Annotated in this window: 10 protein-coding genes; all 10 read right to left on the bottom strand. The window is 45.5% G+C overall.

The features are described from left to right. Window positions 1-6: 6 nt before the first annotated feature. Window positions 7-891, bottom strand: coding sequence for an N-acetylglucosamine kinase (locus L0992_13125; GenBank protein XGB66655.1), 885 nt, complete (start codon window positions 889-891; stop codon window positions 7-9). Window positions 892-893: 2 nt separating this feature from the next. Then, window positions 894-2,615, bottom strand: coding sequence for a glycoside hydrolase family 9 protein (locus L0992_13120; protein ID XGB66654.1), 1,722 nt, complete (start codon window positions 2,613-2,615; stop codon window positions 894-896). Window positions 2,616-2,713: 98 nt separating this feature from the next. Further along, entirely contained in the window at window positions 2,714-3,709 is a 996-nt protein-coding gene (locus L0992_13115; GenBank protein ID XGB66653.1) for an ABC transporter ATP-binding protein, read from the bottom strand. Window positions 3,710-3,795: 86 nt separating this feature from the next. Continuing rightward, complete coding sequence (locus L0992_13110) at window positions 3,796-4,779, bottom strand: ABC transporter ATP-binding protein (protein XGB66652.1); 984 nt, start codon at window positions 4,777-4,779, stop codon at window positions 3,796-3,798. A gap of 2 nt (window positions 4,780-4,781) precedes the next feature. Continuing rightward, on the bottom strand, window positions 4,782-5,807 hold the full coding sequence (locus L0992_13105; GenBank protein XGB66651.1) for an ABC transporter permease: 1,026 nt from the start codon (window positions 5,805-5,807) through the stop codon (window positions 4,782-4,784). Between the two features lie 2 nt (window positions 5,808-5,809). Continuing rightward, complete coding sequence (locus L0992_13100; protein ID XGB66650.1) at window positions 5,810-6,796, bottom strand: ABC transporter permease; 987 nt, start codon at window positions 6,794-6,796, stop codon at window positions 5,810-5,812. 169 nt (window positions 6,797-6,965) lie between these two features. Continuing rightward, a complete protein-coding gene (locus L0992_13095) occupies window positions 6,966-8,648 on the bottom strand; it encodes an ABC transporter substrate-binding protein (protein ID XGB66649.1) in 1,683 nt (560 codons plus the stop codon). 710 nt (window positions 8,649-9,358) lie between these two features. Beyond that, window positions 9,359-12,748, bottom strand: coding sequence for a response regulator (locus tag L0992_13090; GenBank protein ID XGB66648.1), 3,390 nt, complete (start codon window positions 12,746-12,748; stop codon window positions 9,359-9,361). A gap of 216 nt (window positions 12,749-12,964) precedes the next feature. Next, window positions 12,965-13,987: a 16S rRNA (guanine(1207)-N(2))-methyltransferase RsmC gene (gene rsmC, locus L0992_13085; GenBank protein XGB66647.1), complete on the bottom strand. Its 1,023-nt coding sequence runs from the start codon at window positions 13,985-13,987 to the stop codon at window positions 12,965-12,967. Window positions 13,988-14,097: 110 nt separating this feature from the next. Then, the gene (locus L0992_13080; GenBank protein XGB66646.1) at window positions 14,098-15,183 is read right to left on the bottom strand and encodes an AI-2E family transporter; all 1,086 of its coding nucleotides are present in this window, start codon (window positions 15,181-15,183) and stop codon (window positions 14,098-14,100) included. Window positions 15,184-15,411: the final 228 nt, after the last annotated feature.

The following is a 15,411-nucleotide window of genomic DNA, read 5'->3' as shown; positions in this document are numbered from 1 at the left end:
TCCCTGCTAAGCCTGTTGATACAAGTTGTGCTGTGGTTTATCGGCAAACATCAATGCGCCTTCAATAGCGTCAAATTGAGGTTCAACGATCCATTGTTGTACTGGTGGTGATAGCCAGTTGAGAATGCGCTCAGCGATACTACCCATCAGGCATACCTTGTTCGCGCCTTTGCGATGAAGTGCTAGCACAAACATTTCGATGTCAGCTGCGGTTTGCTTGAGCATCTCGATAGCTAGCTCATCGCCTTCGTTAGCGAGTTGAAAAATCACTGGTGAAAATTGACCGTAGTCTTTTGGAATAGCGCCTTTGGACCATTCGACGATGGCATCAACATCATTGCCAAAGTGGTTCATCACGTGTTGAGTCAGTGGTGTCTTGTTGCGAATGCCATCTTCAGCAAGCAGAACTTGTTGAATCAAACGAAGGCCCATCACAGCACCGCCACCTTGGTCAGAAATTGGGAATTCACGACCGCCAACCACGTGCTGCTCACCATCTTGTAGGTAGATGCCGCATGAGCCAGTTCCACCAATCATGATCGCGCCGTTTTGACCATTGTGAGCGCCAATACAAGCGCCATAAGCGTCAGTGTTGAGCGTCATACTTGCGAAAGGGTGTGGTTGAGCCATGAAGTCGAACCATGCCGATTTCTGCTCGGCGCCAGCCAGTGCAAGGCCGACATGCATATTGGAAAAGTGATTTGAGTCGAGTTGCCCTTGCTGAGCTGCTTGAGTAATCGCATCAACAATCGAGCTCATCGCAACATCAACACCTAAAAGGATGTTAGCGCTGCCGCTTTTAGCTTCACCAATGAGTGTGCCTTGGTCATCGCGAATACGAGCACGACAAGAAGTGCCGCCACCATCAATACCTACGTAGTAAAGAGTCATAATTATTGCTCCTTACGCTGTGTTAGGAAATTGAATTGCGCAGCGGTTGCCAATAGGAACCAAGCGCCGTGAGGGATCCATTGCTCGCCCCAGCGCCAGTTCTGGAGCATGTCATCTTTTTGCGCTGGTGGGTTGAACGCAATGTCTTGATCATCTTCGAAGCCAGCGGTGATGCCGTTACAGATGCCGCCTTTCGCATTGAAAAAACCAAGCTGAGGCAGGTAGTCAGGGTTGTTATGACCATGACCATCAAGCATGCACATGTGGTATGGGTTGAGGCCCAAGATCCAATCTAGGCTGTTCTGTGAAAGTTGGATTAAACGCTTTTGAAGTTCGCTGTCTTGAATGTGTGGTTGAACTAGGTAAGCCATGGTTGCGATTGAGCCAAGACGTGCGTTCTCGCCTTGCCACCAGTAGCCTGTTTCGTTCTTCTGAGCGACGAAGAAAGCATCGTGCTTATCACCATCAACATTTTTAACGTATTGTCGTGGGTAGCCAAATGGGTTGGTTACTTTATCGGTGATGTTGATTTCGAACTGACATGCTTGTTCAACAACGGTGCGAGCTTGTTCTTTCAGCTCCGTATCGGTTTCATTGTTGATGTACTCACACAGAGCAATCACTGGAAGGCCGGCTTCAGCGGCATGAAAGTATGGGCGAGAGCCATCAGCGTTTGCTGACCAGAAATGTGAAAATGAGTCATCTGACTGTTGGCGAGAGATCAAACGAGTCGCCCAAGTTCTTGCTTCTGAAAGGTATTGTTCGTCTTGTGTTACTCGGTACAGCTCATTGGTTGCGAGTAGGGCGCAATACTCATCAATGATGTTCTCTTCACCATCGTTTAGGTACTTCAGGTTGTACTCTTTGAGATGCCAGTAACCTTTGGTTGCGGTATCAAGATAGGTTTGGCTAGAGTAGCTGCCTGAAACCTCAAGCTCAGAAGCTGCGGCTAATGCTGCAATAGCAACACCGGCACCTTGTCGGTAGCCTGCTTGTAAATCTGTAGACTTATGACCTTCTTGCGTGGCGTACGCGCAGATATCGCGTTGGTTGATGTCTTTGCTCCACTTGTCGAATACTGTCATGTAGAAGTATCCAGCCGCGTCTTGCATACGTACCAAGAAATCAGCACCGAATAGCGCTTCTTCTGTTAGGCGAGTCATGGAGAATTTAGGGAATTCTGAATTGTCGCTAGTTAAGCGCACGCTTTTAAGCATGTTCCAAACAACCATAGGAATCTGTTGTGGGTTGAGGTAGTTGCCGTAAGACAAGTGGCTAAAGTACTTGCTAACATCACCTGATGCATCGTACCAACCACCGTGGACATCGACGTATCTGTCGGTTCCGAGAATTTGTGCTTGTCGATCTTTCTTGTCAAAAGTACCGCCACAACGTTGAGACTTAAAGTAATGAAGTACATCAGAAAAGGTGTGATTCATTAATAGGTTGCTGCCAATCTCAAACACTTCTGAGCGTAGGTTATCAAAGCGCAGGTAGTAACGACCGGTTTCGGTAAATGAACTGAAATCGATTGTGAAGAATTGTCCTTGATGCCAGTTTGCTACGCGGCCTTGTTTTACAACATCAAAGTTGCCCACAGTAATGTGGTTGTCGGCACACACTAAAAGTGCAGTCGTACTCGATAAACGAGCCTTTTTAGTTTGTAAGATCGCTTGCTTGGGAGCCGAAGATTCGTAGCCAATATGGTTGGTCAATAACAGCATCAATGTTCTCCAAAGGTCCTAGTTTCTTTTGGCTAGGTACCTGAATTAGTTTGGATATGAGTAGTTAGGGCCCGCAGACCCTAACTCAGTCTTAATGTTTAGCTTTCGTGTAGGTAACAACGAACAAAGTGGTTATCGGCTAATTGAGTCACACCTGGCAGCTGCTCTTTACACTTGTCCATTGCGTGAGTACAACGACCTGCAAACGGACAACCTGCTGATACTGGTGTCCAAAGTGGAATCTCACCTTTGTTACCTGCCAATTGTTCGTGGATCGATTTCTTAGGATCTGGAACGGCAGAAACAAGTAGCTGAGTGTAAGGGTGTTGAGGGTTAGCAATAACGTCATCGGTATCGCCCCATTCCACCATATGGCCGACGTACATCACTGAAAGGTCTTCAGCAATGTAACGAGCCGTTGCGATGTCGTGAGTGATGTAAAGCAGAGACATTTGTTTCTCAAACTTCATCTCTTCCATCAGGTTCAAAACACCAGCACGAATTGAAACGTCCAGCATTGAAGTAGGCTCATCCGCTAGAACAACCTCAGCACCAACCGCGATGTTACGTGCTAGGTTGACACGCTGACGTTGGCCACCAGACAGTTGGTGAGGGTACTTCTTCGCTGTCTCTTTTGGTGGGATCAGGCCCACTTGCTCTAAAAGATCGTAAACACGCTCTTCTAGTTCTCTCTTATTGCCCGGAGTTACCTTCTTGTGGATCAACAGTGGTCGAGCAATGTGGTGGAAGATATTGTGTGTTGGGTTGAGTGAACCAAACGGGTCTTGCCATACCATCTGCACACCTTCACGGTAGTGCATAAGATCTTTTCTGCTTGAGATCTCTTGGATATCGCGGCCTTTGTATTCAATCGTACCGCCTGAAGGCGCGTACATCTTTGCGATCATTTTTGCTGTTGTTGATTTACCTGAACCAGATTCACCAACGACCGCTAAGCCGCGGCTTTTGTACATCTTGAATGACACGTCGTTGATTGCACGCATCATCGGGGTTTGAATGGTGGTACTGCTTATTGGGAAGTCTTTTACGACATTCTTACCTTCTACCAATAATTGACCGAAATCTTTGCTCATAATTGTCTCCAGAATCCTTGTTCGCTTTGCTTGTTTTTAGGCGGTCGAGCCGCCTGTTTAGTTATTCACGCCGAAAAGCGTGCAAGCTATAGCTTCCTTTGTACTATTGGGTCGCCGTACAGGTGGCAGTTAGACAAATGTCCCGGTTCGATAGAACGCAGCTTGGTTGGCACCTTAGTACAGGTTTCATGTACACGGTCACAACGAGCTTGGAAACGACATCCTTCAGGAATCTCTAATAGGTTCAGAGGGTTGCCCGGAATACCTGCTAGTTTTGTCTTTGGCCCTGTTAGTGGAGGGAAAGAACTTCCCAACCCTTTGGTGTAAGGGTGGTAAGGGTTTTCTAGAATATCTTGAGATTTAGCAACCTCGATAAGCTCACCTGAGTACATGATGCCGATGCGGTCAGAGAACTCGACCATCAATGACAAGTCATGGGTAATGAACAGAATCGAGAAGCCAAACTCTTCTTTCAGTGCATAGATCTTTTGTAGGATTTCGCGTTGAACAACCACATCAAGTGCTGTCGTTGGCTCATCCATAATGATCAGCTTTGGATTTAGGGCTAGAGCTATAGCAATAACCAAGCGTTGACGCATGCCACCAGAGAATTGGTGAGGGTAGTCACTCAAACGGCTAGGGTGAATATCTACGATTTCTAGTAGACCTTCCGCACGTTGTTTAGCTTGCTCACGAGTCATGTTGGTGTGACGCATGATTACGTCACAGAACTGCTCTTCCATCGGTAGTACTGGGTTGAGTGCGTTCATCGCACTCTGGAATACCATCGACATCTCGCTCCAACGGAACGCTTGCATGCGGTCATCACTGTATTCAAGGATGTTCTCGCCATTGAAGATAACTTCACCACCACTGATGTAAGCAGGCGGCTTATGAAGACGCATTAGAGAGAAAGCAACGGTTGATTTACCACAGCCAGACTCACCAGCTAGGCCGAATACTTCACCTGGCGCGATATCGAAGCTTACGTTGTTACACGCACGAACATCGCCAGACTCTGTGATGTAATCCACGCATAAGTTGCGGATAGAAATTAGTGGTTCAGACATGATTATTTATCTCCGCTCCAAAGTGCATTTTGTGGTGGTAGTTCTGGTTCACGTTCTTCTTTGTCTTGAGCTGCTAGTTTCTTCCAACGCTTCATGCCTTTGTGAGAACGCAGCTGCGGGTTAGCAATTTCATCGACAGCAAAGTTAAGCAGAGCAAGACCCGTTACGAGCAGTGTCAGTGCGATACAAGGAGCCAACAGTTCCCACCAAGCGCCAATCAGCATTGATGAAGAGGTTTGAACGTTGTAAAGCATGATGCCCCAGCTGATTGTGTTCGGGTCACCAAGACCTAGGAACGAAATCGTTGCCTCCATCATGATTGCGTACATCACCGAACCGATGAAGCTCGCACCAACGATAGAGATAAGGTTTGGAAGAATCTCTACGAAGATGATGCGGAATGAAGATTCACCCAAAACTTCTGCAGCTTTTACAAACTCTTTTTCACGTAAAGCTAAGGTTTGGGAGCGAACAACACGGGCGCCCCAAGCCCAGGACATAAAGCCGATAACCAAGGTTATGGTGAGTGGCCCTGCCTCACCGATAAAGGCTGCTACTACGAACAGCAGTGGGTATTGAGGGATAACTAACATAATGTTCATTGCGGCGGTTAGAACGTCATCGACACGTCCACCGAAGTAGCCTGCAGAAACACCAATAACAGTGGCTAGTAGACATACGGTTAGACCCGCACCAAAACCTACAGCAAGAGATACGCGTGCGCCGTATACCACTTGAGACCAAACGTCACGACCCATACGAGTTGTACCAAGTACGTGGTCTGCCTTTTTAGACATAATCAATGTGCGACGGTCATCTGCTAAGTTTTGAGCAACCCAACCTTCAGGGTTAGTTTGTGCTGACTTAACGACGAAGCCAGGGTATTCGTGTGGATTACCGGTACGCTTGTCTGGTACATGCTTAGTGATCAATGGAGCAGCAAGTGCGCCAAGGATAAAAATACTTAGGATGATGACGCCTGTTAGGGCCATCGGGTTACGCCAAATGAGTTTTAGAAAGTCTTTCATGATTATTTACCACCCTTACGAAGACGAGGGTCAAGAACAACGTAAAGCATGTCTGCAACTAGGTTAAAGAACAGCATGAATAGCGTCATGATAAGCAGTTGACCTTGCAGTACTTGGTAGTCACGAGCGTTAATTGCGTTGAAAAGTACACTGCCAAGACCTGGGTAGTTAAAGATGATTTCGATAATTAACTGACCACCGATTGCCATACCTAGTGACATTGAAAGCGCTGTCACACTTGGTAGCATCGCGTTACGAGCTGCGTAGTTGAATACCACTCGGTTTTCGCTCAGGCCTTTGCCTTTCGCCATGGTGATGTAGTCTTCTGCCAGTAGGTTGATCATGTTGTTACGCATGTTTACTAGGAAGCCACCAATTTGAACAACAGAAGCACAGAACAGTGGTAAGAAGGCGTGGTAAGCGACATCTTTAATGAATGCCCAGCTTGTCCAATCAGGCATAGTACCTGCGGTGTAGGCATAACCAGTTGGGAACCACTTCAAGCCAATCGCAAAGGTAAATAGTGCAATCATCGCGATAACAACTTGAGGAACGGCTTGTAGAATCAGCATTCCTGGCGTTACGAAGGCATCGTATTTACTGCCGCGTTTCCACGCTGCGAAAATACCTAGGATTGAACCAATCGAGAAAGAAAGAATAACTGCGGTGCCAGCTAAGAAAAGCGACCAACCGAATGCTCCGCCCAACAGTGTGTTTACAGAAAGTGGGTAGAATTGAATTGATGTACCAAGTTCCCAGCTAAGAATGTTCTTCATGTACGCTGCGTATTGAACCAGTAAGCCGCCATCAACGAAGCCTAATAGTTCTTTCATTGCAGCAATACGCTCTGGAGTAACTTGTACTGAAGCGTTCGCAAACATCATGGTAACTGGGTCACCAGGCATTGCTCTTGGAATAATAAAGTTTAACGTCGCAGCAACTAATAGCGCGACAAAATAAAATGACAAACGTCTTAAAAAATAACCCATAACTCACACCTTACTCACCCAGATTGTTTCCCTGTTTCTGGATTCAGGTCGCTCCTAGCGAAATTTGGAACGAAAAATCCCCTGACGACTAGCGCCATACTTTCAATTGAGAGTGTGGGGATTTTTATAAGCGGCGTAAGAGGTTACGCCGCAAGGATTGAACGATTACTTATTTAACTGGTTTTAGGTCCAGTACATGAAGTAGACGCTCTGGAATACCAGCCCAAATGTTTGGACGGCCTTTTGGATTTTCTTCGTTCCACCAACCAGTGAAGCGAGTTGTGTTGTATTGGTACATGTAAGCACCAGACATCACAGGGATTGTCACTTGGTCTGCAGCGATGATTTGCTGGATACCGTGTGCAATATCTAGCTGCTCGTTCTTATCAGCTGTTTTGTAGAAGCTGTTTAGAAGACCATCTAGTTTTTCGTTTTTGTAGAAGTGCATTGCGAAACGAGGCATACCATCACCAGATTGTAGTGATGAGTTGTAAGCACTGTTCCAGTACGTGTATGGATCCGCGCCGTGGAAGTAGTTTGTGTATGCTACGTCGTATGTACCTTCAAGCATTGCTTGGTTGTACACAGAGAAATCTGGCGTACGAGCTTTTGCTTTAATACCGATTTCGTTTAGCTGTTCTACCGCTAGTTGAACTGTGTTGTTGAAATCAGTCCAGCCGTTTGGCGATTGGATCATTAGTTCGAAAGACTTGCCAGATGGAGTGTCAACAAAACCATCTTTGTTTACATCTTTGAAGCCAGCGTCAGCAAGAAGCTTTTTCGCGCCTTCAGCGTTGTAAGTGTTGAAGCCTTTGTACTTGTCATGAGTTTTTTCATCAGACCAAGCTTCAAACGCGTAACCAAGACCCGATGCGAAATCGTTCACAGTACCGCCGCCATAGAATGCGATGTCGATGATAGTTTGACGGTCAAGAGCCATAGAGAAAGCACGACGGAAGTCAACGTTGCTCAACGCTTCATGCTTCGCAGCATCAGGGTGTTTGAAGTTAACGATGAATGCCTGTGTACCTGCTGGCGGGTACCAGTAGTGGTGTTTAGGGCTAGCTGCTGCGTATGTACGGTCGATATCTGGAACGAAAGAAGACGTCCAGTCCATTTCACTGTTTACAACTTTACCTAGGAATTGGTCGTTGTTCGCAATTTGTGGAACACGTAGACAGTCAACATCTAGGTTGTCTGCATCCCAGTAGTTCGGGTTGGCACACTGGATGTATAGTTGAGCTGTAAACGTATCGATTTCTGTAAACGGACCAGAACCAACTGGATTTTCATTGGTAAACGTTGATGGATCTTTAACGTCTTTCCAGATGTGCTTAGGTACTACAGGTACTTTAGCAATCTCATAAGGTACGTTCGAGTTTGCTTCTGTTAGGCTGAACTTAACTTGGTTGTCGTTCAGTTTTTCTACAGAAGTTACCCAAGAGTTGATACCAGATTGGTCAAGCTCTGGCTTCTCTTTTACAAGGTTGAAAGAAAAAACAACATCATCAGCAGAGAAAGCTTCTCCGTCAGACCATTTAACACCCTTACGAATGTCGAAAACTACGCTCATCAGATCATCTGACATTTTGAAGTTTTCAGCTAGACGGAACACTGGAGTGTTACCGTGCATTTCGTTAAATACTACTAGCGGCTCATACATGAAGTCAGTTGTAGTATGTAGGTTAGTAGCACCAAGGTACGGGTTAAAGTTACGTACGAATGTAGTGTACTCTTTCGGGTGAACGGTCAGTTCACTGCGTTCTGCAGCTGTTGCTACTGATGCAAAACCTGTTGTAGCGGTCGCAATAATTGCTGTTGCTATTGCTGTTTTTTTTATATTGGCAAGCATAGCTGTTCCTTACTATTTGCTTTCATTTCACTAATGGATTGAATGTTATCTGTCGCTAAATGGTTTAGTAGATACACACTCTAGTTAAAGGCCTACCTCTTCTTCGTTGCTCCAGATTCATCGTTGATTCCGAGAAGTGGTAAGAGTGGCCTGTAGGCCTTTGGCAGGAGTAAGAAAACACCTTATCGATGAATTAATCAAACTCGTTTCCCGTCAAAAACGTTAAAAACACATAACCACACGTCATTAACGTCAAAATAGGGTGGTTTGATGGTTTTTTGCACGTAATTGTTATGGTGATGTGACTCGCAATTGAATTTGTGTTGGCAATAAAATGTTAGTGCTTACTTACTTTTTGTTCTTTTAATTATATAACCTTGTTCTGTTTTAATGTAATTGTAGATCTTGGTCACTTGCTCGTTTTACGTTAAATTTCCCTAGAAAATTAAATCTGCCGTTCTGTTGTGACTCGCTTCTCAAACTGCAACAAAGAGTCAGAGGAATGTGAAATTCAGCCAAGAAAAAGCTTCCAAAGAGTGATTGAACTGATGATTGTTTAAGCTTGAGTAACGTGTCACTTTGCTTGTTTAATACAGTGAAATAAGTGTGTCTGAATAGACGTTATTGTGCTTTGTTCGTGAATGATACTCATAAAAAAGCCCACGCTAGGTGGGCTCCATTATTTACAGTATCGTGATATTACTTCAGGGTTAGCTGGTCAGTAGTTTCTGCAGTTTATCTCTTAGCATCTCGATATGAGTTCTTTCTGGTGTTTGTTCTTTACAGTGCTCAAGAATGAATTCGATAGAGCTCAGTACCGTTCGCCAGCGAGGTGTTTTCGGTAGAGTTTCTACGCGTAGGTATTTGTCTAGCGTTCTAGTTTGCAGGGTACTACGGTCTAAGTAGACTCGCCACAAGCCACTCTTTTCTGCGAAAGCAAACTTGGTCTCACCGGTAACAGATTCCCAGTAGATAATGGCGTTGGTCATGGCATCCACTAGGACTTCACGCATCAACTCTTGTTTGTTTTTACCTTCGCCGGTTGCCTTATCAGCAAGACGCGTAAACTCACCACCTAGCTCTTTGAGTTGTTGCAGCTTATCCTTGTCACCTTCAAAGGCATAGCTAGAAAGCGCTTCAACGGCCGTCTCAAGGTTATTGATACGGTTTGAGTTAACGCCACCACCAACATTGAAGATGTACATGGTGTCGAGCCCAGAACCTTCTGGCAGCTTAAGGATGTCACTTGGTATGCGCTGACGGGTGTCGTCAATATAGATGTCGATATCACCACAATAGTGCGCCTGTTCCACCTTAAGGTACTTAGGTGCGATGATCTCATCGGCCATGGAGCGCTTAAGTTGTTCTTGCCCACGTCTAAATAGCTTCGCTGCCGCTTCATTGGCAAAGCGAATACGCTGATCATCACGAATACAGATGATGGCTTCTGGAGCCGACTCTAACTGTTCTAGCAAACGTCCTTGAGTTTCTAGCAGGTTAGCTTCAACCATGGCTCTGTGTTTGAGCTCAAGTTGCAGTTGGTCATTCTCAAGGCGTCTTTGTTCGGCTTTACTTGCTGATAAGTGAGCCGTGATTCGCGCAGCCAGTTCCTGTTTGTTGAACGGCTTAGATAAATAATCATTGGCACCCGCTTCGAAACCTCGAACACGGTCTTCTGCTTGGTTGAGTGCCGTCAGCATGATGATTGGCAACTGTGCGTGGTCATATTGCTTACGCAGCGATTCACACACTTGATAGCCACTCATGCCCGGCATCATGATGTCGAGTAGAAGCAGTTCTGGCTTCTCTTTCTCAATCAATTCAATGGTTTCAGGGCCATCACAGGCTGTGCGTACTCGGTAGCCTTCTAATTTCAAGAAGCTGTCCAATACTCGCAGGTTCACGGGTTCGTCATCAGCGATAACTAAGAGTGGACCGTCAGGGTTCTCACTGATTACACTGTTCTCTTGCTGGGCGTTATCAATCAAATCAGGTGCTTGGAAGTGCGAGTAGCTGCCTGATTCGTTGTAGTTCTTTAGCTCTTCTTCTGTAGCCAAAGGCAGAGTAAAGCTGAATGTGGTACCAAGCATCGGTTGGCTACTTACGTACAGCGAGCCTCCCATTAGCTCGATTAGCTGGCGACTGATTGATAACCCAAGCCCTGCACCTTGGCGATAGTTACTCGCATCTTGTCCTGCTTGAATCAGCGGTTCAAAGATGTGCTCAAGGTACTCTGCTGGGATGCCTTGGCCTGTATCGACCACTTGCACGCGAATGTTGTCGTCGATAACGCTTGCTGAGATAACAATCTTACCTTCGGATGTGTACTTGATGGCATTACCGACCAAGTTATACATCACTTGCTCAAGTCGTTGAGGATCGGATGAGACCAGCCCTAGATCGCTTGGGACTTGGTTAATAATACGGATTGGTTTGTTACCTAGCAGGTGATGAGATAACTCAAGCACCAAGCTGGTGGCAGCTGACAGATCAACCGCAGATTTCTTAATATCTAAGCTGCCGTAACGCATCTTGTGGTAATCAAGCAAGTCATCAACCAGCGTAGCTAATCGCTGACCACTATTGATGATGATATCTAACTGGTACTTCTGGTTAGCCGGAATAGGACCATTCGCGCCGGATATCAGTGCTTCTGCAATACCAACCATGCCATGCAGTGGAGTTCTCAATTCATGAGAGGTGGTCGCTAAGAACTCATCTTTGAGTTTGTTAGCCAGCTGTAACTCTTCGTTTTGCTTCTGGATTGTTTTGAGGTTGTCTTCAAGTTCATCATTTTGGCTTTTGATGAGTTGCATCTTTTCACGAATAGAGCGCTGCATTCGTTCAAAGCTGACTGCCAAGCGACCGATTTCATCTTTACGCTCGGTATTGATCATCGTCTCATCCAGATCTCCGGCTGATACTTTTTCGGCTGCCCATGTCAATTTAAGCAGCGGTGAGGTGATGAAGTTAGAGAGGTAATGCGATGCGACAACCACCAGAATGATCGCCGTTAGCATCACGATCACGAAGATTTTTTCTAACTGATGAATACGGGCAAATGCTTCTTTTTCTGGAAGCTCGACAACGAGAGCCCAAGTCGCATACTTGAGTTCAATTGGTGTATAGGCCGCGATAATCGCCTGATCTAGAGTGTTATCAAATGTGCCTACGGCTGTTTCGCCCGCAAGTGCTTTATCAACCACGTCTAGGCTTAAGTTAATCGACTCTTGAGAGTGCGCAAGGCTACGAGGTAAGTGGTCACTACCTACAAGAAGCGTTTGAATGTTAGAGCTCTTGTTTAGATCGGCAATCAGTTTGGTGATGCCATTGATCGGCAGTCTGAACATCGCATAACTGTGCAGATAGCCCTGCTGTACGATAGGTGCACCTAGCCATGCCGTCTGTTTACCGTTCTCGTCTTTAAAGTCCGACACAATAACTGGTGTGTAATCTTCATTGGATTTACGTCGGTCGGTGACATCTTTAGCTAGTCGTTGAAAGGTAACACCTAGGTTTGAGTCTTTGTACTTACCAGTTAGTAAGTTAGTGCCGTAATCGTCATTTTTAAAGACGGAGTAAGCAACGTTACCGTTGATATCAACCAATAGAATATCGTCAAAATCGGAGCGTTTAAGCAGCTCTAGGTAAGCGTTATGGTAGCGCTTGTGCAGTAGGCGATAACGCTCACTGCCAATGTAGCTACTCGACTCAGGAAGAATCGATGTTTTGATTTGATCGCCCGATCCTTGAATGTAGCGTTGCTGCGCATTACTGCGTGCTTCGTCAATATCTAGACCAAGTCGCTGGAAGGCATTGATCAAACCATAGAATCGACCGCCACTGGCATTGGCTAATTCTGAGCGAACAAAGCCCATCACTTGGGATTCTTGAGCTTGCAGGTAATCGACAATTTGCTGTTGCTTAGTATCACGGACTGAAACAAGGTGTGAGGTACTTTGTTCCTGAAGATCCTGACTGTGCGATTGAAGGAAAAATATCGCGATAAGTGTCACTGGGGTAATACTGAGGACAAGAAATGCCAGCATTAGGGTATTTTGAAGGCGCTTAAACTTCTGCTTACGATAAAATCTAAACATAAATTGGGTACTACTTTCCTTTGATGTACTGCTAAAAGGGGCGAAAACAAGTACAGAGAATAGAATTAATGGTTTCCAATTTAACGAAATTAACGAGTTTTTTTACTTTGACAAGTAAGTGGTATTTAAAGCGTGTGCAAAAGCTCACTTTTATAGACTTTTGATAAAAATATGAACAGACAGCGCAGATAATGACCCTGCGCTGTGCTAGAGAGGCTACTTACTTGCGTGGTAGATCGCGAACTTGGTGGTCTTATTTAGAGTCGCGCATTTTCCAAACGCTTGCTCAATAATTGGGATGTACTTTAAGAAACTGTTCGCGACAATAATCATCTCACCAGAGCGCTTTAAATGTTTAGGTGCCTGCGCGAGTAAGGTCTCAGTCGCGCTATAGCTGGTGTCTAAACCAGAGTGGAATGGTGGGTTACTGATGATGAATTGGTAGTCTTGTGCTGTATCAGAATAGACATCTGACGCGAAGACTTTACCTGTTAAACCATTCGCTTCGAGTGTTGCTTGGCTTGATGCTACCGCAAATGCACTGATGTCGCACATTTCTAGTTCGATATCAGGGTTACGAGATGCCATTACTGCGCCTAACACGCCTGCACCACAACCAAAGTCCAGTACTTTGCCTTTCAGTTTTGGCAAAGTATCCAGCAGTAGTTGACTACCCACATCGAACTCACCGTGGCTGAATACGCCAGGAAGGCTTTTCACAGTAAGTGATTGCTCACCAATGTTAACCGTGTAGGTTTTAAACCAGTCTTGTAAGTTGAAAGCTTGTGGCTGCTCGAAGCATTGACCCCAGTAGAAAGAACAGCGACGCGCTGAATCGTATTTTACGACCTTGCCGTAAGGCGCAAACATCTTCTCGATGCTTTTCACGCCAGAGCGGTTTTCACCGACAACGACAATCTCAGTGTCTTTACCTAGCTTGGCAAACAGCATTGCCAACAAATACTCAGCTTCTGCCTTGGCTTTTGGCCAGTAGAGCATCACTAAGTCAGCTTTGGTCTCTTCGGTAAACTCAGCACCGTAAAAACGTTGGATGCTACTATAACCTTCAAGCTGACGGTAGTAGCTGTAATTAGAGGTGAACACAGAGACAGATTCACAATGCTTGGCTAATTCAACAGGGAATAAGTCTTCAGCCTCACCGGCAACTAAAACATGTTTGCCTTCAAAGTAGGCAAGTTGGCGCTCAGCAATCTGGCTTGGGGCAATATAAGCTGACATAGGACACTCTATTGAATCGTTAGCAAAAAATGAGGGCGGATTTTCGCATAATCCGCCCAAAGCTTGAAGTGTTTAATACTCGTTCGGCAAGTAAGTGATTGAAGAGCGGTTTAACTCTTGTCTTGCTGGTTTAAAAAGTCCTTAAACTCTTCATCGTAGATGTTGAATAGGACGATAGTAATCGCAAAAATCAGTGGGCCGTAGATAAGACCAATCAAGCCAAACAGTTGAATACCACCCAGTAGGGAGAAGAAAATCATTAGGGTGTTCATGCCTGCGCTGCCTTGCATTAGCAGCGGACGCAGAAGGTTGTCAATTGAGCCAACGATCGCCACACAGTAAACCGTTAGGAAAATGGCCCACGTAGTATCACCGGTTAGGAATAAGTAGGTCGCCGCTGGGATCCAGATTAGTGCTGTACCGACAACAGGGATGAAAGAGGCGAAGCCCATCATGGTCCCCCAGAAGAGTCCTGGGAAACCTGCAATCCACATACCTAAGCCGCCGGCAAAACCTTGTGCAATCGCCGTTAAGAACGAGCCCATAACGGCTGATTTAGAAACTTGCTCAATCTCAGTGAGGAGCTTGTCTTCTTGGCTGCGAGATAGCGGAAGAATATGACGAACCACACTGATGATTTTGTCGTGATCTCTTAACAAGAAGAACAGAACAAACAACATCAAGAAGAAGTCCATCAAGAAGTTGGTCGCATCACCAAGGATTTTTGCACTGATCCCAACAAGTTTCGAGCCAAAGCTTGTCGCGAATTCACCGACCTTCTGCGCGATCGCTTGAGGTTCAATATTGTCAAAAGGCAGATAGTTGTTCACGAACGACAGGGCTTTCACGACCAAAGGGTGTTCGAACAGAGTTTGAATGCCGCCGTGTGTTACCCATTGGTAGGTGTTCTGAGAGAACAGAGAACCTTGCTGCACAATAGCTGCAAACACCGCCAACAAAGGGATAACGATAATAAAGGTTAAGATGACACAAGAAAGCAGGGAGACCACGTTTTCTTTATTCGGTATCTTCTTTTCAAGCCACTCATGGATCGGGAACATTAAAAGTGAAATGATAAAGGCCATCACAATCGAGTTAACGTATGGTTCGATAAGCAGGTAACAAGCATAAGCCGCCGCAAGCAGGGCAATGATGATCACCCAGTGGCTGGAATTGATTTTGATTTTTTCTGACACGGTAATGGTCTCTATATTTGCGTTCTGAGTTTATAATGGCTGCAAAACAGAGAGTTAGCAATGAGGAGTTTTGATTATGGGATGCTGTGATAAAGATAAGAAATGCCAAGACGAACAACAGCAAACAAAAAAAGAGATCCCTTGGTTCAGAATGTTCCTTGGTACACTGATGTTGTTGGTTTTCCTTTTCTGGGAACGTTAGACGCTTTTCGTTAAATTTTCGAACAG

This window comes from Vibrio pomeroyi (genome assembly GCA_041879425.1).
Taxonomy (GTDB): domain Bacteria; phylum Pseudomonadota; class Gammaproteobacteria; order Enterobacterales; family Vibrionaceae; genus Vibrio; species Vibrio pomeroyi_A.
Note: the sequence above shows the minus strand (reverse complement) of the source record. Positions and strands in the feature narration are given on the sequence as shown.

What these genes read in the sequence shown, in the direction of transcription:
- L0992_13125 (XGB66655.1), bottom strand. Translation starts at nt 891, where the DNA reads ATGACTCTTTACTACGTAGGTATTGATGGTGGCGGCACTTCTTGTCGT.
- L0992_13120 (XGB66654.1), bottom strand. Translation starts at nt 2,615, where the DNA reads ATGCTGTTATTGACCAACCATATTGGCTACGAATCTTCGGCTCCCAAG.
- L0992_13115 (XGB66653.1), bottom strand. Translation starts at nt 3,709, where the DNA reads ATGAGCAAAGATTTCGGTCAATTATTGGTAGAAGGTAAGAATGTCGTA.
- L0992_13110 (XGB66652.1), bottom strand. Translation starts at nt 4,779, where the DNA reads ATGTCTGAACCACTAATTTCTATCCGCAACTTATGCGTGGATTACATC.
- L0992_13105 (XGB66651.1), bottom strand. Translation starts at nt 5,807, where the DNA reads ATGAAAGACTTTCTAAAACTCATTTGGCGTAACCCGATGGCCCTAACA.
- L0992_13100 (XGB66650.1), bottom strand. Translation starts at nt 6,796, where the DNA reads ATGGGTTATTTTTTAAGACGTTTGTCATTTTATTTTGTCGCGCTATTA.
- L0992_13095 (XGB66649.1), bottom strand. Translation starts at nt 8,648, where the DNA reads ATGCTTGCCAATATAAAAAAAACAGCAATAGCAACAGCAATTATTGCG.
- L0992_13090 (XGB66648.1), bottom strand. Translation starts at nt 12,748, where the DNA reads ATGTTTAGATTTTATCGTAAGCAGAAGTTTAAGCGCCTTCAAAATACC.
- rsmC (XGB66647.1), bottom strand. Translation starts at nt 13,987, where the DNA reads ATGTCAGCTTATATTGCCCCAAGCCAGATTGCTGAGCGCCAACTTGCC.